The sequence below is a fragment of the Pseudoalteromonas sp. SCSIO 43095 genome (genome assembly GCF_023650455.1).
Taxonomy (GTDB): Bacteria; Pseudomonadota; Gammaproteobacteria; order Enterobacterales; family Alteromonadaceae; genus Pseudoalteromonas; species Pseudoalteromonas tetraodonis.
This window is the reverse complement of sequence record NZ_CP087995.1, coordinates 1,256,732-1,277,965: the sequence shown is the minus strand read 5'-3', so window position 1 is coordinate 1,277,965 and position 21,234 is coordinate 1,256,732. Positions and strand designations below refer to the sequence as shown.

12 protein-coding genes are annotated in these 21,234 nt (G+C 39.8%); all 12 read right to left on the bottom strand.

Annotated features, from left to right (window positions below; genetic code table 11):
* Nucleotides 1-1,914 carry an ATP-binding cassette ATPase Uup gene (gene uup / locus LOC50_RS06135; protein WP_250653807.1) on the bottom strand — a complete coding sequence of 638 codons (1,914 nt, stop codon included), beginning with the start codon at nt 1,912-1,914 and terminating at the stop codon, nt 1-3.
* Between the two features lie 15 nt (nt 1,915-1,929).
* Nucleotides 1,930-2,169, bottom strand: a complete 240-nt coding sequence (locus LOC50_RS06130; RefSeq protein ID WP_016900376.1) for a glutaredoxin family protein — start codon at nt 2,167-2,169, stop codon at nt 1,930-1,932.
* The gene (gene rlmKL, locus LOC50_RS06125) at nt 2,162-4,279 is read right to left on the bottom strand and encodes a bifunctional 23S rRNA (guanine(2069)-N(7))-methyltransferase RlmK/23S rRNA (guanine(2445)-N(2))-methyltransferase RlmL (RefSeq protein ID WP_250653806.1); all 2,118 of its coding nucleotides are present in this window, start codon (nt 4,277-4,279) and stop codon (nt 2,162-2,164) included. Before rlmKL ends, LOC50_RS06130 begins: the two co-directional genes overlap by 8 nt.
* Nucleotides 4,280-4,369: 90 nt before the next feature.
* Nucleotides 4,370-4,900: a cell division protein ZapC gene (locus tag LOC50_RS06120; RefSeq protein ID WP_193049184.1), complete on the bottom strand. Its 531-nt coding sequence runs from the start codon at nt 4,898-4,900 to the stop codon at nt 4,370-4,372.
* Nucleotides 4,901-5,029: 129 nt separating this feature from the next.
* Entirely contained in the window at nt 5,030-6,040 is a 1,011-nt protein-coding gene (pyrD, locus tag LOC50_RS06115) for a quinone-dependent dihydroorotate dehydrogenase (RefSeq protein WP_033103389.1), read from the bottom strand.
* Nucleotides 6,041-6,146: 106 nt separating this feature from the next.
* On the bottom strand, nt 6,147-10,988 hold the full coding sequence (locus LOC50_RS06110) for an NAD-glutamate dehydrogenase (protein WP_250653805.1): 4,842 nt from the start codon (nt 10,986-10,988) through the stop codon (nt 6,147-6,149).
* A 210-nt stretch (nt 10,989-11,198) separates the two neighbouring features.
* Nucleotides 11,199-13,520, bottom strand: a complete 2,322-nt coding sequence (locus tag LOC50_RS06105) for an efflux RND transporter permease subunit (RefSeq protein ID WP_250653804.1) — start codon at nt 13,518-13,520, stop codon at nt 11,199-11,201.
* Nucleotides 13,520-14,515 (bottom strand): WD40/YVTN/BNR-like repeat-containing protein, encoded by a 996-nt coding sequence (locus LOC50_RS06100; RefSeq protein ID WP_250653803.1) that lies wholly within the window; start codon nt 14,513-14,515, stop codon nt 13,520-13,522. The genes LOC50_RS06105 and LOC50_RS06100 overlap by 1 nt, the downstream gene beginning before the upstream one ends.
* Before the next feature lie 124 nt (nt 14,516-14,639).
* Nucleotides 14,640-16,004 carry a DUF1329 domain-containing protein gene (locus LOC50_RS06095; RefSeq protein WP_250653802.1) on the bottom strand — a complete coding sequence of 455 codons (1,365 nt, stop codon included), beginning with the start codon at nt 16,002-16,004 and terminating at the stop codon, nt 14,640-14,642.
* 13 nt (nt 16,005-16,017) lie between these two features.
* Entirely contained in the window at nt 16,018-18,114 is a 2,097-nt protein-coding gene (locus tag LOC50_RS06090; RefSeq protein WP_250653801.1) for a DUF1302 domain-containing protein, read from the bottom strand.
* Nucleotides 18,115-18,367: 253 nt separating this feature from the next.
* The gene (locus LOC50_RS06085) at nt 18,368-18,589 is read right to left on the bottom strand and encodes a DUF2835 family protein (protein ID WP_016900377.1); all 222 of its coding nucleotides are present in this window, start codon (nt 18,587-18,589) and stop codon (nt 18,368-18,370) included.
* 3 nt (nt 18,590-18,592) lie between these two features.
* Complete coding sequence (gene pepN, locus LOC50_RS06080; protein WP_250653800.1) at nt 18,593-21,187, bottom strand: aminopeptidase N; 2,595 nt, start codon at nt 21,185-21,187, stop codon at nt 18,593-18,595.
* Nucleotides 21,188-21,234: the final 47 nt, after the last annotated feature.

Here is a 21,234-nt window from a genome sequence, read left to right as displayed (position 1 = left end):
CTACTGATTCTTTAATTCTTCAAGTTCTTCCCAACGCTCAAAAGCGGCTTCAAGGTCAGACTCAAGTTGGGCTAAATGGTTCAATTCCTTGGCTGTTATATCACTGTCTTGCTTGAAAAAATCTTCATGACTTACTCGTTCTTGTTGTTTTTCAAGTTCAGCTTCAAGTTGCTCCATTTTATTAGGTAGTTGCTCTAGTTCAAGTTTTAATTTGTAAGAGAGTTTATTTGCTTTGTTATTGTTTTTAACGGGTGCAGGCTCTGGTTTTTCAACCTTTTTAACTGGCTGCTGTTGCTGCTGCTTTTGCTGCTCTGCTAAATAGTTGGTATAGGCTTCATAATCGCTGTAACCGCCAACGATATCTGTTACCTTACCATTACCTTCAAAGGCCCATACACTTGAGCAAGTATTATCAATAAACTCACGGTCATGGCTAACTATCAGCACAGTACCTTGGTATTGATTGATGATATCTTCTAGTAACTCTAACGTTTCTATATCTAAGTCATTGGTAGGCTCATCAAGAACCAATATATTTGATGGCTTTAAGAATAACTTAGCCAGAAGTAATCTATTTTTTTCACCACCTGAGAGCGCTTTTACGGGGGTACGAGCACGTGCTGGCGGAAACAAAAAGTCTTGTAAATAACCTAATACATGACGAGAACGTCCACCCATCATCACTTCTTGCTTACCCTCAGCTACGTTGTCCTGAACGGTCGCTTCTTCATCAAGCTTTTCACGATACTGATCAAAATAAGCAAACTCTAAATTAACACCTTGCTTTATTTCGCCACTGTCTGCTTTTAAATCACCAAATAGAAGCTTTAATAAGGTCGTTTTACCAATGCCGTTAGGGCCGACTAATCCAATACGATCACCACGCATAACCAAAGTAGAGAAGTCATCAGCAATGATTTTATCTTTAAATGCATGGTTTAAGTGTTTTGCTTCAAACACTAATTTACCTGAACGATCAGCCGTTTCAATATTGAAATCGGTTTTGCCTACTTGATCAACGCGTTTTTTACGCTCATTACGTAATTGTTTAAGCTCACGAACTCGCCCTTCGTTACGCGTACGGCGCGCTTTAACACCTTGGCGGATCCACGCTTCTTCTTCTGCTAAACGCTTATCGAACAATGCATTTTGCGTTTCTTCCACTTTTAAATCATGCGCTTTTTGTTCTAAGTAAGTGGCATAATCACCTGGATAAGAAATTAGTTTACCGCGATCTAAATCTAAAATACGTGTTGCAACGGCGCGAATAAAAGCACGGTCATGCGATATAAATACAATCCCGCCTTTAAACTCTTTTAAAAATTGCTCTAACCACATTACACTTGTCATATCTAAGTGGTTGGTAGGCTCATCGAGTAATAATAAATCAGGCTCGCTCACTAGCGCACGCGCAAGTGCAACTTTACGTAACCAACCACCAGAAAGTGATTCTAGTTTTGCATCGGGGGTTAATTCTAGTTGGGTTAAAACCAGTTGAATACGACTATCAAAACGCCAGCCATCAGCTGCTTCTAACTTATTTGATAAGCGCTCTAATTTATTGAGTAACTGATCAGTACAATCTGATTGCAATTGTGTACTTACATGATGAAAATCAATCAGTAAGTTAGCAATTTCCGGCATACCTTGGGCAACATAATCAAATACAGTGCCGCTTGCGCCTTTAGGCGGATCTTGTTCTAAACGCGATATTTTTAAACTACCGACTTGGTTTATTTCGCCGTCATCGAGTATTACTTGGCCATCTAAGACTTTTAGAAGCGTTGATTTTCCTGCACCGTTACGCCCTACAATACACACACGTTCACCGCTTTCTATAACCGCATCGGCATTATCTAATAATGGGTGCGTACCGTAGGCTAATTGTGCTTTTGAAATTCTAATTAAATCCATAATTAATCTTTACTCTTATTCTGCTTGCGCTAAAAACTGCTGCGCCTGAGGTGCAGTAAACGGCCAAAACAATTGCTGGCCTTGTTGATTTTTTAAAACCGGAATACTGATTTGATACTCTAAAATTAAGGAGTCATCGCTCATAATATCAATAAGTTGTAATTCATCAGCTGATGAAAGTAACGGTTTTAACAGTTGCTCTGCTTGCTCACACAAGTGGCAACCGTCTGTGTGATATAAAACCCACTTAGCCATGTTTAATTAACCAGCTATTATGAATTTTTTTATTACGTTTAAAATCGAGAGATAAGGTTTTTTCTGAAATATTTTCCGCTTTTAAGCCTAAGCCCATTAACCCTACTTCGTCCATCACAAAGCCGCGTTTATTGTTAGAAAATATAAGCGTACCTGATGGGCTCAATATTTTTTTAACCCAAGTTAACAGCTTAATGTGATCATTTTGTACATCAAACGCATCTTTCATTCGCTTAGAGTTAGAGAATGTTGGAGGGTCTAAAAAGATCAAGTCGTATTGGCCTTGTGCATGCTCTAGCCATTTTAAACAGTCGGCTTGCTCAAACCGATAACGCGTATTACTAATATCGTTAAGTGCAAAGTTATCTTGCCCCCATTTTAGGTAGGTTTTAGATAAATCAACGGTAGTAATCGCTTTTGCACCGCCTAATGCAGCATGAACCGACGCTGTTCCCGTGTAGGCAAACAGATTTAAAAAGCGCTTATCTTTTGCATTTTCTTGAATGTAACGACGTGCAAGACGGTGATCTAAAAATAGTCCGGTGTCTAAGTAATCAAATAAGTTAACTTTAAACTTAGCACCAAACTCCTCTACCACCATGGTTCTGTTTTGCTTAGCCATGGGGGTATATTGTTCTTCACCTTTTTGCTTTTTACGTACTTTTACCGCAATGTTTTCAGGTGAAATATCCAATTGTTGCGCTGTTAAGCTAATAACATCTTGCAAGCGTTTCTCTGAGGTCTTTTCATCAATTTCTTTTGGTGCTGCGTATTCAAAAATAACCGCTGAATCTCCATAAATATCAACCGCAACGTTATATTCAGGAATATCTGCATCATACACGCGATAGGCATGTACTTGATTTTGCTTAAGCCAATTTTTTAAGCCTTGCTTATTCTTTTTCAAGCGATTAGCAAAGGCCATTGAACCTTCAAAGTTTAAAGCCGGTTTGTCATCCGTGGTAAGACTCACTTGCTTGTCATTAAGTTGATACAAGTTTAATTCAACATCAAGTGGGCCATTTTTAAATTTATAACGTTTTTGCTTCACCAATTTAAGCAGTTTAAACAAGCTTTCATCCATGCCTAATAAAGCTAGTTTCCAGTGGTTGAAGTGTTTTTTAAAGCCAACACCTAAACTGCGATGTAAGTTAACCAGCTCAGCCATAGAGCCAATTCGCTCACCGTAAGGTAAATTAGAAATAACAACACCCGGCAATTTAGCAACCGCAGTCAATTTAGTTGCATCGCTTTGTTTAAACTTAATTACCGTATCAAGTTCTGCGCGCTGCGCATTTGCAATGGCTTTATCAAGGACATTTGCATCGTAATCATGGCCAATCAACCACAATTTAGGGTCGGTAATATTTGCTAAAAGCTGCTCTTTAAGTTCTTTGAATTTTGCCACTCTAAAGCTAGGTAAACGCTCAAACGCAAATCCTTCACGAAATAGACCTGGCGCTTCATTACGCGCCATTCCAGCGGCTTCAATTAAAATAGTACCCGCACCACAACAGGGATCAAATAAAGGCTGATTAACATTTTCAAGCCAGCCACTGCGCTTAATAATTGCTGCAGCTAAATGTTCTTTAATTGGTGCTTTACCTTGACCTTGACGGTAACCACGCTCTGATAAACGCGGGCCAGAGTAATCAATATAAAGTGAAACACCATGGCGATTTAAACGTGCAACCACTCGTACATTCGCATCTTGCTTATCAACATTTGGGCGCTGTTCATACAGATCATTAAAATAATCAACAATCGCATCTTTAATCACTAAGCCTGAAAACTGTGTATTTTTAAGCGAATCGTTTGTGCCATTAAAGTCAACTGCAAAGGTTTGCGTAGGCCCAAACCACTCTTGCCAGGGTTGTAAGCGTGCAAATTTATACAAGCTGTCTTTGTCATTTACGCCTTCTTTTTCTTCAATAAGCATAAGTACACGCGTAGCAAAGCGTGTTGATAAACACACCTTTTGCGCTAGCAATGAGTCAGCCTCAAAGCGAACAGAACCCACAGTTTGTTTTGACACCGTAGCGCCAAGCTCTGTAAGTTCATCAACCAATAAATTTTCGATTCCGATAGAAGTAAGTGCGATAAATTGCAAAGTAAAAACCCTTAATAGCTAATTGCACGGGATTATAACATAGGTTTGCGTACAAATACGCCATAAACACGGTGGGGAAACTAAATTAGATTAAGCTGTTTGACTATCGTACTGTGAGATAATAAGCGGGTGAACACGGTTGTTTAGTACGCGGATCACTTCAAACTGTGAGAGTGATAAATTATCGTCAAGCGCAAAGGTTTCGCTTAAATTAATACACACAGAAGCATCAGGGCAATGCTCCACAATTAAAAACTCGCCAGTTTGAGATTCAGAGCTCAAGTTGATAACAGCTTCAGTACTAGGTGTTGTACCCGTGTAAGGTTTAAAAAACCAACTCTTAGCTAAAACGGGCTTTAATTGAAACTTAACCGCGGTGGCATTAAGCGCTATTTGACATAATTGCGCAGGGTTCCACAAGTTAAACTGCTCGAGGTAATAATATACCTGCTCATAAAAAGCGGCATCTTCTAAACTAAAGTAAGGGTTTTTAAAGGTGCAATCCGTTAATTGCCTTAGTTTATAAGGGGTGCATAGTTGCATATCGTCATTTAAATCTAGCAATAAGCGGTTTTTTTTAGCGCACACTATCCACTGCCATTGCTTTGACGCTTGTAACATATGCTCCTCCCTTCCTAGTACTTAATATGTAAATAAGACGATAAGCTTAGAGTATAGCTGATTTTGACCATTTTTAAAATGTCTTTTTAGAACATTTATCGAACGATCAAAAGCTTAGATAAAAGATCCTTATAAGCCGTTGATGATCGACTTGACCAATTGTGGTCCTTTATAAATAAATCCAGTGTAAACTTGAATCAAATCAGCCCCTGCGTTCATCTTCTCTTTAGCCGATTGAACGTCATCAATACCGCCTACACCAATGATAGGTAATTGATTATTAGTTAAACGTTTTAGTTCAGAAACAATATGAGTTGAACGCTCTCTAACAGGAGCACCCGATAACCCCCCTGCTTCATCAGCATACTGCTGACCTTGCACTAGGCTACGCTCAAGGGTGGTATTTGTGGCAATCACACCATCAATTTTATTCGTTAATAGTGATTCGCTCACTTGTTCAATTTGAATAGGATCTAAGTCTGGCGCAATTTTAACCAGCATAGGTACATTTTTATTATGCTTAGCAATTAAATCTAACTGTTCATTTTTTAAACTTTGCAATAGGTCATCTAATGCTGCGCCATATTGTAAGTCACGCAATCCTGGTGTGTTAGGTGATGAAATATTGACGGTTATGTAAGATGCATACTCAAACACTTTTCGCATACAGTGAATGTAATCATCTTTGCCTTGTTCATTCGGCGTATCTTTATTTTTACCAATATTAATACCTAAAATGCCATCATACTTTGCTGCTTTTACGTTATTTACTAGATTATCAACGCCTTTATTATTAAAGCCCATGCGATTAATAATTGCATTCGACTGTGGCAATCTAAACATACGAGGCTTATCGTTACCTGCTTGTGGACGCGGTGTTACTGTGCCTACTTCGACAAAACCAAACCCCATTTGGGCGAATGCATCAATACACTCGGCATTTTTATCAAGACCAGCGGCAAGCCCTACGGGATTTTTAAATTCGAGGCCTAAAAAGTTCACAGGCTTATTTGCCACGCTTTGTGACCACGCGGCACTTAACGGTGTATTAGCAAAGCGACGTAAGTTATTAAGAGCAAAATCATGGGCCCACTCCGCATCACGGGTAAACATAAAACGGCGAGCTAAATCGTAAAACATGAATATAATCCTCTTAAAGTTGTAGACAAAAAAATACCTCAGACAAGGCTGAGGTATTATATAACAAAAAACTGTTTAACGATTAATTTTAATCAGTTGCAGTTTATTACTTTGCAGAGGTATCACAGTTGTGGCTTAGTAACATAAGCTCTCTAAGTGCAACTGAGAATTTTGCAAAGTCATGACTTTGCGATGTTTTAAATTCAGTTAGCATTTGTTTCCAGCGCTGTAACAACAGATCTTGGCTATCCATCCACTGTTCAATTTGACCATCAACATCACTACTATCACCTTCAAAGCTGTTTAACACTACTTCAGATAATGTACGTTGTTGCCAATCTAACTCTTCACGATATGAAGCACGCGCAAGTGCTTGCCAATGGTTTGAAACAGGTTGATTAGTAATTTGGTCTAAGAACCAATGTAGTCCCATTTGCGCACCAAGTTTGAAGTAAGTGTGCGATACCATATCAATTTTACGGTTAGAGTTTTGCGCAATTTGTGTCAAGTCCATTACAGAGAACAAGCTTGATAACGATACAATACGCTGAGCAATCTCAACCGGAACACCGCTTTGCGTTAGCTCTTCACGTGCACTTTCTATACGATCGCTTTCTGCTTTAACAATGTATTTAGTTAAGTTTTCACTTAAATCGGCAAACGTAGGTGCAAATGCTTCAATTGATTGCTCAATTGTTTGTGCTTTCGTACGGTGACGTAAGAACCAACGAGTTGCACGACGAACAGTACGACGTAACTGGTACAACATTTCTGTTTGTACGCTAGACGGTATCTTGTTATCTAAATCACTAATCGATAACCAAGTTTCACGCATTTGGAATATTTCACTTGCGATTGAATAACATAATGCAATCTCAGCTTCGTTTGCACCTGTTTCTTCATTCATACGCACCATAAAGTTTAAGCCCATATCGTTAACAATATTATTTGCTAACTTAGTGGCAATGATCTCTTTGCGTAGTGGGTGATTATTCATAGCATCGTTAAACTTCTCACGTAATGGGCGTGGGAATGATTTAACCAATAACTGACGATAGTAAGGGTTTTCAGTAATTTCGTCGGTTACTAATGACTCTTTAAGAACCATTTTCGCATAAGAGACCAACACAGAAAGCTCAGGACGTGTTAAATCTCTGCCTGCGGCAGCACGCTCTGCTAACTCCTCATCCGTCGGAATAAACTCAATCGCACGGTCTAACTTGCCCTCTTTTTCAAGCGCATGAATAAAACGAATTTTTTCTTTAAGCGTTGAGGTCCCTTTCGATTGGGTAATCGATAAAGTGTGTGTTTGACGATAACAGTCTTTAAGCACTAACTCAGATACTTCGTCGGTCATTGAGTAAAGTAACTCATCACGTTGCTTACGTGTTAAATCACCTTCGGCAACTAAACCATTAAGTAAGATTTTAATGTTTACTTCGTTATCTGAACACGCAACACCGCCTACGTTATCGATAAAATCAGTATTTACACGGCCACCTTTAGCAGCAAATTCAATACGACCTAACTGGGTTGCTCCTAAGTTACCGCCTTCGCCAAAGACTTTAGCGCCAAGGTCTTTACCATTAATGCGCAGTGCATCGTTTGCACGGTCCCCTACATCCGCATCTGTTTCTTTAGAGTGCTTAATGTATGTACCAATACCGCCATTCCACAATAAATCAAACTCCATCATAAGTGAGGCTTTGATCAATTCATTAGGCGTCATGCTCGCTTTTTTAGTGCCCAACATTTTTTTCATTTCTGGGCTTAGCGTAATCGACTTGGCTGCACGAGAGAACACACCACCGCCGCTTGAAATTAACTCTTTGTTGTAATCTTCCCATGATGAACGTGGCAAATTAAATAAACGCTCGCGCTCTGGGTAAGAAGTAGCTGCATCGGGGTTTGGATCCACAAAAATATGTAAGTGGTTAAACGCCACTTGCAAGCGAATGTGCTTTGATAACAGCATACCGTTACCAAATACGTCACCGGCCATGTCACCAATGGCAACGGCAGTAAAGTCTGTGGTTTGACAGTTAATATCCATTTCACGGAAATGACGCTTAACAGACTCCCATGCACCACGAGCCGTAATACCCATCTTCTTATGGTCATAACCTACTGAACCACCTGATGCAAACGCATCACCTAGCCAGAAGTTATATTCGTTTGCGATGCCGTTGGCAATATCAGAGAAAGTCGCAGTTCCCTTGTCCGCTGCAACCACTAGGTATGCATCGTCTTCATCATGACGAGTAACATCAACAGCAGGTACAACTTCGCCGCGCTCAATATTATCTGTGATGTCTAATAAACCACGAATGAAGGTTTTATAACATTCTTGGCCTTCTTTGATAAACGCTTCGCGCTCACTAGGTAGTTGTTTACATACAAAGCCACCTTTTGAGCCAACCGGTACAATTACGGTATTTTTAACCTGCTGCGCTTTTACCAAGCCCAAAACTTCAGTACGGAAGTCTTCACGACGGTCTGACCAACGAAGGCCGCCACGCGCAACTTTACCAAAGCGTAAATGCACACCTTCAACACGCGGAGAATAAACAAATATCTCAAACGCTGGTACAGGTAGTGGGACTTCTGGAATTAAACTTGGCTGAATTTTAAGTGAGATGTAAGACTTAAACTTACCTTCAGCATCTTTTTGGAAGTAGTTTGTACGCAGCGTTGCAACAATCATATCAACGTATAAACGGATAATACGGTCATCATCGAGGTTCGCTACGTTTTCTAACTCTGCATAAATTTCTAAGCCTAGCTTTTCAAGCGTTTTAGCACTTGCAGGACTTTTAACTGAGAATTTTTTAGCAAATAAATTAACGATTTTAGCCGCGATGTGTGGGTAATTAGCAAAGGTGCTTTCGATGTACGTTTGCGAGAAAGTAACCCCAATTTGGCGCATGTATTTAGCGTACGCACGTAAAATTGATGCTTCGCGACCGGTTAACCCACCCATTAACACTAAACGGTTAAAACCATCGTTTTCTAAACGATTTGCCCACACACTGGTTAGTGCGGCACGAAAACGTGCGGAAATTTTATCAAAATCGGCCATCCCTTTGCTATCAATCAGCATTGAGAAGTCCATGATCCAATTAATGCCACCATCACTGGTTTTAACTGAGTAAGGTGTTTCACCTACAACACGTAAACCAAAGTTTTCCAGCATTGGCATCACATCTGATAAGTGAATTGGCTCATCTTTATGGAATAAGCTTAAACGAACAATATTGCTGCTCGCCTCTTCTTGTGGACGATAAAACAACATCTCAAGTTTGTTGTCATCGTTTAGCATTTCTAGCTTTTCAATATCAACAACAGCGGCACTTGGTAATACTTCTTCTTTGTATGAACGTGCAAAAGCGTTGCAGTATTTACGGTTTAATTCGTTACCACGGGCTTCACCAGCAGATTCCAGCAAGGCTGATTGGAGTTTATCTTCCCAGGTACGAGCGGCTTCAATTAGATTATTTTCTATGTCTTTCACGTTATATTCAATATTGTTATCGGTCACACGGACGGTGTAATGAGTACGCGCCAGTGTTGACTCTGAGAAATAAGTAGTAAATTCGACTTTAACGTCAGAATTAAATGCATTCGCTAAAATAGCCTGCGTTTCGCGGCGCAGCGCCGTGTTATAACGTTCACGTGGTACATACACCATACAAGATAGGAAGCGACCGTATGCATCTTTGCGAACAAATAAACGACACATATCGCGTTCTTGAATTTGTAACACGCCCATAGCAACTTCAAGTAGCTCATGTTCGCGAGCTTGCACTAATTCGTCACGTGGATAGGTTTCTAAGATATTTAATACCGCTTTGTATGCATGTGTACCCTTAGCAAAATCACACATATCCATAATGCGATTAATCTTGCTTTTAAGAACTGGGACATCAGCAGCGCTGTTGTTATAAAAGTTAGATGAGAATAAACCTATAAAACGGTCTTCACCAATCACATTACCTTTGTCATCAAAACGCTTAACACCCACATAATCAATATAGGCTGGGCGATGAACTCGAGATAATGAATTGGTTTTCGTTAATATTAATAAGTTGCTACTACGTGCTTCTTGACGAGCCACTTCAGGTAACTCAGAAAGCAAACGTGTATGCTCAGCATCCGAGTTTTTCATTAACCCTAAGCTGGTATCCATTTTACCTTTTAACTGATAATCACCTTGAACTGGCGACAGCTCATATTGGCGGTAACCCATTAATGTAAAGTTGTCTTTTACTAGCCAATCTAAAAACTCAACGGTTTCATTTATTTCGTTATCATTTTTATCTTTGTGGCTTTTAGGCAAGCTTTTGCTAACTGCGATTAGTTTTTCGCGAATAGGCTGCCAATCTTCAACTGCAACCGATACATCAACTAATACAGATTCAAGTTCTTTTTTGAAAGACTCAATAACAGTAGCATCTGTTTGACGGTCAATTTCTATAAAAAATACTGTTTTTGTTGATGTTGATTCTTGCTCTGCTTTTAAGCTTGATAACCCTGATATTTTATCGTTTTTATCACGCTGAATTTTCAGTGGGCTATGTAGAAGTAAGTGAGAGGCAATGTTTTCTCGTGTCATGGCCATACGCACAGAGTCAACTAAAAATGGCATATCTTTAGCAATGATCTCTACAATGGTATGCGATGACTGCCAGCCATCTTTTGCCACTTCAGGGTTGAAAACGCGAATAACTGCGTCATCTGATGTATTTTTTTCTAGCGAATTCCAAAGGCTAAGTGCAGCACCATATAAGTCACTGTCGTTGCGATTTGCCAAATCCTCTTTAGACATATTGCTGTACAAGGCTTTGGCGAATTTCTCAACGAGTAACACATTATCAGCGCGAACTTTTTTCTGGATAAGCTTACAGACGTTATCTAAAATAACCGAGGCTTGGCCTTCATTTCGTGTCATTGTATGTTCCTTAATCTATCACTGCTAGTTTAGCAGAGTATTTGTACAGCCATTTATTAGCGTGGAGTCAGTTAAATTCTAACCCTTTTGAAACTAATAAACAGCCTTTTCGATGAAAACATTTTAAGCATTTCAGCTATTTGGTCATCTATTCACAAAATATAGATATAAATGGCCATTACTGGCCATTTTGGAGCAAATTTATTCACCTTATTTTTTCTGGTCAGTCCAGAGCAAGCTGCCAATTGCAGGTAAAAGTAACACTGCGCCCAACATATTTACTAAAAACATGAAGGTAAGCAGAATTCCCATATCAACTTGGAACTTCAAATCAGAAAAAATCCACGTACTTACACCAATCGCTAATGTAATACCGGTAAATAACACCGCACTACCACGTTCAACTAATGCATTACGATAAGCAATACTCAATGGTACGTTTTGTTTTAACTGCCCCATCATCGATGACAAAATATAAATACCGTAATCAACACCAATACCTACACCCAAAGCAATCACTGGTAACGTTGAAACAGTCAGACCAATCTCAAGCTGTACCATCAGTGCTTGTGCAAGGGTTGATACTATGTACAAGGGTAATACCACCGCAATGGTTGCTTTTACACTCTTAAAACTAAGTAAGCATAAAATAATAACTGCACCGTAAACATAGAGCATCATGGGTATTTGCGCTGCTGAAACAGACTCATTTGTTGCTGCCATAACACCAACTGGCCCTGATGCCAATTTAAAGGCAAGTTTATCTGTGCCCTCTTCATCGGCAAATTGTTTTACTTTTGCAATCACGTTATCAATTGTTTGTGCTTTGTGATCGTCTAAAAATATAATCACCGGCATTACCGAACAATCACCGTTTAATAACCCTGTACTGGTTTCTACACGTGACGTTGATTGCACTAAGCTGGCAGAATTGCGCGGCAAACTTTGCCACTTTAAATTGCCCTCGTTGTAACCAGCATTAACTGATTGTGCCACTGAACTTAAGCTCACCGCTGACTGCACGCCCGCTAAGTTTTCAACTTTATATTGAAAACGCGATATACGTTCCATTACATCGTGCTCTGTACAGGCCGCAGGGTATGCTTCCACAATCACTTTTAAAATGTCAGACGAAATCGTGTATTTGTCCGATATTAAAAAGGTATCTTGGTTATAACGTGCATCTTGGTGCAACGATGGCGCACCTGCGTGTAAATCACCAATACGCATTTTATCCGCTTGCCAATACCCTAATACAAATAAAACCAAGGTGAAACCTATGATCATTTTTGCTGTTTTAGGGTCAGTTGCTTTAACTAATAAATCGCGCATTGCATCGAGTATATTAGGTTTGTTGGTATCACCCGATTGAATATGGATGCTGTTTTCAAAACGCATATACGATGCCCATACAGGCAATAAAATAAGGTTAGTAAATATAATAACGGCCACCCCTAAACTAGCTGTAATAGCTAGTTCACGAATGATGCCGATATCTATAGTTAAAAGTGTTAAAAAGCCAACCGTATCTGATAACAACGCAATCCCACCTGGCACCAGCAAAGCTCTAAAGCTAGATTGACAACACACGGCGGTCGTTTTGCCCTCAGTGACTTTTTTACCAATGGCGTTGATCATCTGCACACCGTGGCTTACACCAATTGCAAAGACTAAAAAAGGAACTAAAATTGACATAGGATCAAGGCCAAAGCCTAAACTAGACAATAAGCCTAACTGCCAAATAACGGCAATAATAGAACACACAATTGGTAAAATAGTGAGTTTCAAGCTGCCACAAAACAGCCATACCATGACGAATGTAAACGCAATCGCGATGGCAAAAAATAAAACAACCCCTTTTGCGCCTTCAGCGATATCGCCAGCCATTTTTGCAAAACCGATAATATGAATACTGATATTATCAGTACTTAAAGGTTCACGAATCTCGGTTTCTAATTTTTTTGCAAACGCGAGGGTGTCTAATTTTTCTTGTGTTTGCGGATCAGTCTCTAACAGTTGGGCGGTGACCATGGCACACGAATAATCGCTTGCTATCATACGACCCACTACTTTTGCCTTTTCAATGTTTTCTTTTACAACGCCTAACCCTTGCTTGTCTGCTTTAAAGTTAGCTGGAATGATAGGGCCCCCAGCAAAGCCGTCTTCAACAACTTCAACAAAACGGGCACTGGGTGAAAAGATAGAATTTACTAAAGGACGATTTACCCCAGGAATAAAATAAAGCTGATCGTGCACTGCTTTTAATTGAGTAAAAAATTCAGGATTGAAAATATCTCCGCTGTCGTCACATACGGAAATTAAAATACTATTTGCACCACCAAACTGTTTCTCATGTTTAGTGTATACCTTCATGTATTCATGATTGAGCGGGATATTTTTATTAAATGACGCATCAAGTTGAATCTGTGTTGCTTTAAAAACCAACAAACAGGTAATTAGCACAAAACTTATGAGTACTACTGTGCGGTGCCTAAAAATCGCTTTTTCTAAGAAATCTAAAATTGCTTGCATTAAGGGGTCAACTCCTTCACTTTAATGCCATTTTCTGTCGCCATAATAAGTCTATCTTTAACAATTACACCATCAAGTATTGCTTTACCATCAGCCAATTGCTCGTATGACAGCTCATCATCTTTTAGATGAAAAATAACACCGCTATTAGCCAGTAATAGCCATTGTTTATTGTTGTAGTTGATAATGCTATTAATAGTGGCGGTTTTGTCATTTTCTAAATGCTGCCATTGTCCACTGTCGGTTTTATTTACGAAAATATTACCGCGTAGTCCCGCGACGATTTGTTGCGATGAATCAGAAGCAAAACCAAAAAACGAGCCAGGGTAAATTTCATCTATCCGTTGCCAAGTTTGGCCATCGTCATCACTTTTTGCCATTAAGCCCATCTCTCCCACTAGCATTAAACCCGTGCTAGTCGGTTCTATGCGGTTAAAATGTGGCAAAATAGACGAAGTTTCTATTTCATACCCTTCGGGATCGGTTTCTTTTAAATCGTTTAAGTACGCTCTATCTTCACTAAATAACAGTGAATCTAAAAACCGTTTTTGCCAATGTTCGCCGCCATCACTGGTTTGATAAAACATACCGTAGGCGCCCACGGCATAACCATGTAAATCGTCTTTAAAATAAATATCTAAACAGGGTTTATCAAGTGAGGGCTTTGCTTGTTGTAACTGCCAGTTTTCACCACCGTCGGTGGTATATATAATTGTGGCGTCATGTCCACATGCCCAGCCGTAAGAATCATTAGTAAATTCAACCGCCGTTAGTAATACTTGTGTAGGCACTGATTGTGCTTGTTGCCAATTGTTACCATCAACACTTTTAATTACCGTACCGTGTTTACCCACAGCAATGAGCCCTGCTGAGGTTTGTGTGATATCGGTAAGGAGTGTTTTATCTGCATTAATCGCGCTAATCGCACTTAAAGGTGCGTCTTGTGCAAAACTCGCACCGCTTAGGATCAGGCTGGCATAAACCAAATACTTCATAAATTAAATTCGCCTTGAACTGAGGATTTGTTTGTCTGTTATAAAGAGGAAAACCTGTGCGTTAATAGACAAACGCGATGTGAAAGAAAAAAGGCACCTAGGAAACTAGGTGCCTGCTTTTATACTATCTGCCAGCGCGACGTAAAGCGCTCGATGTGAACTCATTATCATTAAATGACTGAGAAAAATCATACATCTTTTCTTGGTTATCTAAACCAATGGCTAAGTAACGACGTGAATTCAGGTCGTGGTATACCTCAAGCGTACTCCACTGAGTCGGTACTTCGTAGTAGTTAAGGCCATAAGCCATTGCTACACGGTACAGTTGGTCGCGATTATCGTATATATCGGTAACATGTACTTGCCAGCTGTCTTCATCAATGTAGAACACACGTTTTTTATAAATATGGCGCGTGTCATCTTTTAAGTTCGCTTCAACAACCCACACACGATGTTTTTCATAACGTGTATGCTCTGGATTGATGTGGCCCGGCTTTAAAATATCATCATAGGTTAGCTTATCGCTGTGAAGCTTGTAGCTATTGTATGGGATGTAAAGCTCTTGCTTGCCTTTTAGCGTCCAGTTATAACGATTTGGTGAGCCGTTAAACATGTCAAAATCATCGGTAGTACGTAAGCTATCTGCTGCTGTACCCGGAGCATCATAAGCTACATTAGGTGCACGACGAACACGACGCTGACCTGAATTATACGTCCACGCTTGACGTGGTGTTAATATTTGATCCATGGTTTCATGTACTAACAATGCCGTACCTGCCAAACGTGCTGGCTCTGTCACTTGCTGTTTAAACTTAAACAAAATATTAGAGTCTTGTAGTTCAGCCGGCGTTGCACTTGGATCAGAATATTTAACTAAGAGTTGCTCATCAAAGCCAACATAGTTGTACGACCCCGATGCTGTTGGCGCTGCTTGACCACCGAAGCGCTCAATTGATTGACCACGATAGCGAAGTAAATGGTTCCAAATTGCTTCTAAACCTGTTTTAGGAATTGGAAATGGAATACCAATTGCTGTGTTCTTAATCCCGTTACCACCTTCAATTAATTCAGCTGTAGTAGCAAATTTCTTTGTCGCATCGTATACAAACTGTGGGTATGACGCTGAACGACGTGTTTTGTAAATAGGCATTTTAAACGTATCTGGGTACGCTTCAAATAATGCTATTTGCCCTGGGCTTAAATTTTCTTTGTACTTATCAATATTGCTTTTATCTATAGTAAACAATACTTCATCAGTTGCGTAAGGGTCTAAGTGGTGCATACCCGGCTCATAACCTGCTGGTGCAGCAGTAATACCGCCGTTCCACGCTGGGATTGAACCATCTGCATTAGCTGCTTTTTCTGCCCCAATTGGGCTTAGGTCTTTACCTAGACGCGCAGCTTCTTCTGGACTAATTTTAGCCAGTGCTGTGTGACTTGCAAACAAACTACAAAACGCTGTAGCAATGAGGGTAGGTTTTTTAATCATAATAATGTTACCCCTAGATAGAATATTTTAAGTTAAAAGAAACGTAATCTCGGTCAGAGAAAGTGTTGGTGTCGCCACCACCCCAAAATGAGTTGTAACTTACATCTAAAGACCATGCATTTTGGTAATTAAAGCTCATAGTAGCACCTAGTGACTTACGATCTTCAATAAATAAGAACATTGGATCAGGCGTATTACCATTAACATCATGCGAGAACACAAAACGAGGTGAGAAGTTAATACCATTGTAAATATTAAAGTAATCACCTTTGGCAATTAAGCGATAACCCCAAGACGACGCCGTAGCAAACGATTTTTGCTCAGGACCATTTGATAAAGCCATATGCAATGCAGAATAGTCTGAACTACCTGGGCCTTGCATAATACCGCTTCGACCAGTACCAGAAACATTTAAACGCATTTCATCGTATTCAGGCATATTGTTGATGCGAACACCACCAATTTCACCGACAACTGCCCAGCTATCAGCACCTAATGACGGGCCGAATAAATGCGTAGCCGTAAACTGTAGCTGCGAAGTATTACGTTCAATGTAACCTTTAGCTAGCTCGCCTGGACCTACAACACTTACAGCATCACCTTTACTCATTTGCGAAATACCCGCAAATTCAGGGCGTAAGCCGGCAATCGCTAATTGCTCAGGCATAGCTGCATAAAGTAATTCTACGTCATCGATTTGTAGTGGTTCGTCTTCACGGAAAGTGAATTCACCTGCAAACGCAGTTTCACCCAGCGAGGTATTAAAACTCAAACCATATAGTTTAATATCTTCAGGGTATTCGTTTGTCGCTTTAGCAAATGCTGTTAGGTCAGAGACGTTATCAGAGGTAATTTCAGTGGTGGCAATCATGGCTAAATCTTGTTGCAATGATGCTTGCGTGAAATTAGATACGCGGCCCGAAATAAGAGGACGGCGGCTGTGATAATTTACATGATAAAGTGCCACTTCTGTATCGTTCCACTCTGGCAAAAACATACCTAAGCGCAGACCATATTGACCGCCATCATCAGGCTCTGTTTTACCGTTATCGCCTTTACCTTTAAGCGCAACTTTAGTTGGATGAGCTAAATACGTATTTGCAAGCAGTTTTTGGCCGTCAGCACTTGTTGGGTCAACGCCTTGTGCAGCGGCTGCTTGAGCAAAGGTTGCGTAAAGGTTATTAAGGCTGTCTGTTAAAAACGCTAAGTCAATATCAGGGTTTGAGGTAAAACCAAGCTGTACATTTTGTTGATAACCGTTTTCTGCTGCAAAATCATTGGTAGAAAAATAAGTCCCTGCTGCAGGTAAACGTGTTTCATGCCATTGGTATTGATAAAAGCCCTCTAAGGTCATGTTTTCTGTAAGCCCTAATGAGGCCCACAACATACCAACCGGAATAAACGCTTCTTTTAGTTCAGCACCTGGTGCTTTTAATCGGTCAATATCAACCGGGTTTACGTTAATACCATGAGAGATTAATGTACTTTCCCCCCAGTTAACCACTTGTTGACCAACTCGAATAGAAAGCGGGTTTTTGCCTTCATTTAAATCAAAGTTTGCCCACACATACGCATCAAGTAAACGAATGTCAGCACAGCTTTGCTCTTTAGTATCATCATCATCACACGGATCTACACCCTGACCAGATGTTGGATTAACGTAGGCACGATCGCCGTCCATTAATTCAAAATCATAAAAATACATAAAACGAGTAAATAAGCCGTAGTTATCTTTACTTATTGATAGGTCATGCGTGCCTTTTAATAGCTTTGAAAAAGTTTCGCCGCTATCAAAGTTTAAATCGCCTGCATCACCATTATTTGAGTAAGAGCCCGGTTGAGCCCAGACATCTTGAGATGAATAAATTGTATTGATTGCTGGGTTATAGCCAGTCCAATCGAAAGATGGGTTATTACTTTTACCAATAAGGTTAAAGTCACGGTCTTCTACGCGAATACTTTGCCCATAAGAAAAAGTAGAGTCGAAAGCGATATCAAAACCGCCTACCTCAAATGTTGCAGCCTGTGTCTGTGCTGCTGATAAACCGATAGCCGCAGCTGTTAAGCCGAGTACTATTTTATTTTTAACAAAAAGCGATCTTCTTATCATTTTGGTTCCCCCCTGTCGCGGGTATTTTTTGTGTGATCAAGTTATTGTTTTTAGTGTAATCGTAACGATAGAAGCGAATTAAACAAATTACAAATGGTCGCCTTCAATCAGTTATAAGTTTTTTATTTGTTTAACGTTTACGTATTGGTAAGACGTCATACCAGATAATTTATACACGTAAATTAACAATAGAACAAATCGAAATTAACAAAAAGGCAATATTTGTGTATATCTATATCACAAAAAACAACAGCTAGGCTACTCGTTCGAGACGGATGAACTTGTTTTCATTACTTAAAATAAGTCTAAACCGACCACGAATACCTAAACTAGACATGAAGGGCCGAAGATAATGCGCAGCAAAACGAATTGTTTTGCCGCTATCAGCTGTTACTTGAATAGAGCTATACCGGCCATGGTAATAATCCATGCACTCGTTATAGCTCAAATTTATATAAAAATAATGTTCTATCATCATTTATTGTAAGGCTTTTTCAACCTTTTCAAATAAATCATCGCTTAACCCTTCTAAATTCGAAAGGCGCTCTAATTGCGCTTTCATTGCACTGGCACGGGTTTCATCATAGCGGCGCCATGACATAAACGGTGTTAACATACGTGATGCATTTTGCGGGTTAATCGCATTAAGCTTAATTAATAAATCGCCAAGTAATGTATAACCTTGACCATCTAAGCGATGAAATTGTGCGGTATTAAAGTGCGAAAAACTCCCCACTAATGCACGAACTCGATTCGGATTTGAAAAATCAAAACATGGATGTGTATACAAGGCCTTAATTTTCTCAATGGCATCATCAGCGCTGTTCATTGCTTGTAGAGCAAACCATTTATCCATTACTAGCACATCATGGCGCCATTGGCTGTCAAAGTGCGCGAGTAATTTATTTGATAATGGGTGCGCAGCTTTAACCACACTGCTCAGTGCGCCAAGCACATTAGTCATATTTGTTGATGCTGCTGCCTGCTCAATTAAGCTTGCCGCCTCAGCACTGTCTGTTTTAGCTAAATAGTGCAAGCAAAGTTGTTTTAAAGCACGAATAGCCACCGCTTGGGCACTCACACTACCATCATCGGTGATAGCCTGATAACAACTTAAAAACTCAATATGTAGTTGTTTGGCAATTTGTTGTTCGAATAGCTCAATATTGGCAATAATGTCATCAACCGGGATAACGTCAAACTCCGCAGCTAAAGTATCAAAACTAGGCAGTTTTAACAGCTCAGCAATCAGCGCTAAATCACCCTCTCGTTGCGATATTAGCACCCTAAGTGCATCAATAACGGCATCGCTTAGTGGTGCATTACTAGCTGAAATAACGTTTGCCTTGAGTGCATTAATAAACAATTGTTGTTGTGCATCCCAGCGTGAAAAGTCACTGCGTGCAAAACGCATAATATGTAATAAATCAGCTTCAGTGATCTGTTGATTCAAAATACACGGTGCTGAAAAATCTTCTAGCAATACGGCGGTTGGACTGTGTTCAATATTATCAAAATGAAATGTTTGTTTAGCTTGAGTAACATTTAATACGCTATCAACCTTTTTACCTTGGTATTGCAATGCAATGCTTTGGCCTTGCTGATCTAAAAGTTCAATCGCAAAAGGAATATGTAACATCGCATTATCAGGCTGATTCAGTGGCGCAAGTTGCTCTATAGTGAGCGTGAAGATTTGCGCACTTTCATCATACGCTTTGGTGACGTTTAAACGGGGTGTACCACACTGATTATACCAACGCTTAAATTGTGATAAATCAATTGATGATGCATCACTCATTGCCGCAACAAAATCATCGCAGGTAACCGCTTGGCCATCATGACGCTGAAAATACAGTGTCATGCCTTTTTGGAAGTTTTCCTCACCCAACAATGTATGCATCATACGAATAACTTCAGCCCCTTTATCATACACAGTAACGGTGTAAAAATTATTCATTTCGATGACTTTTTCTGGGCGTATTGGGTGTGCCATTGGGCCGGCATCTTCGCTAAATTGATGAGTGCGCATCACTTTTACCGCGTCAATTCTATTTAGCGCACGAGAGCCTAAATCACTGCTAAACTCTTGATCTCTAAATACCGTTAAACCTTCTTTTAAAGACAGCTGAAACCAATCACGACAAGTTACACGATTTCCGGTCCAGTTATGAAAGTACTCGTGGCCAACAATAGACTCAATGGTGTGGTAATCTTTATCAGTTGCCGTTTCTTGATTTGCCAGTACACATTTGCTGTTGAAAATGTTTAACCCTTTATTTTCCATTGCTCCCATATTGAAAAAATCAACGGCTACAATCATATAAATATCAAGGTCATACTCTAAATTAAAACGTGACTCATCCCAAGCCATCGCTTTTTTAAGCGACGTCATAGCATGCTCTGTTTTTGGTAAATTTCCTTTATCAACAAATAACGCTAAGATGACGTTTTTACCACTGCGAGTTGTATATTTATCGTGTAAAACATCAAAGTCCCCTGCCACTAAAGCAAACAAATAACTTGGCTTTTTGAACGGATCTTGCCATTTTACAAAATGTCGCCCATCTTGCGTTTCGCCACTGTCTACTTGGTTACCATTAGAGAGTAAATGCGGAAATGCCGTATCGGCAATAATAGTGACATCAAAAGTTGAAAGTACATCAGGACGATCCATGTAGTAGGTTATTTTTCTAAACCCTTGTGCTTCACACTGAGTACAATAAGCGCCTCCCGATAAGTACAATCCCTCAAGTGATGTGTTTGTTTGCGGTGAAGTTTGCGTCACTATGCTTAACTGACATTCACCAGGCAGATTATTAATGATTAATTGCTGATTTATAATTTTATAATCTGTGAGCTCTGCACCGTCAATCGATAAAGAGATCAGGGTTAAGTCGATGCCATCTAATACCAGGGGGGCATTTGAATCACCCACGCGTTTAAGCGTTAATAAAGCATTTACTTGAGTCGTTAATGGCTGTAAGTCGAAAGTCAGCTCAGTATGCTCGATTGAAAAATCGGGGGCTTTATAGTCTTTTAAATATTCTGCTTGAGGTTTTTGTAGTTCAGTCATGATCACTCCAAAAAAATAGCCCCTTTTAGTGATAAAAGGAGCTACTT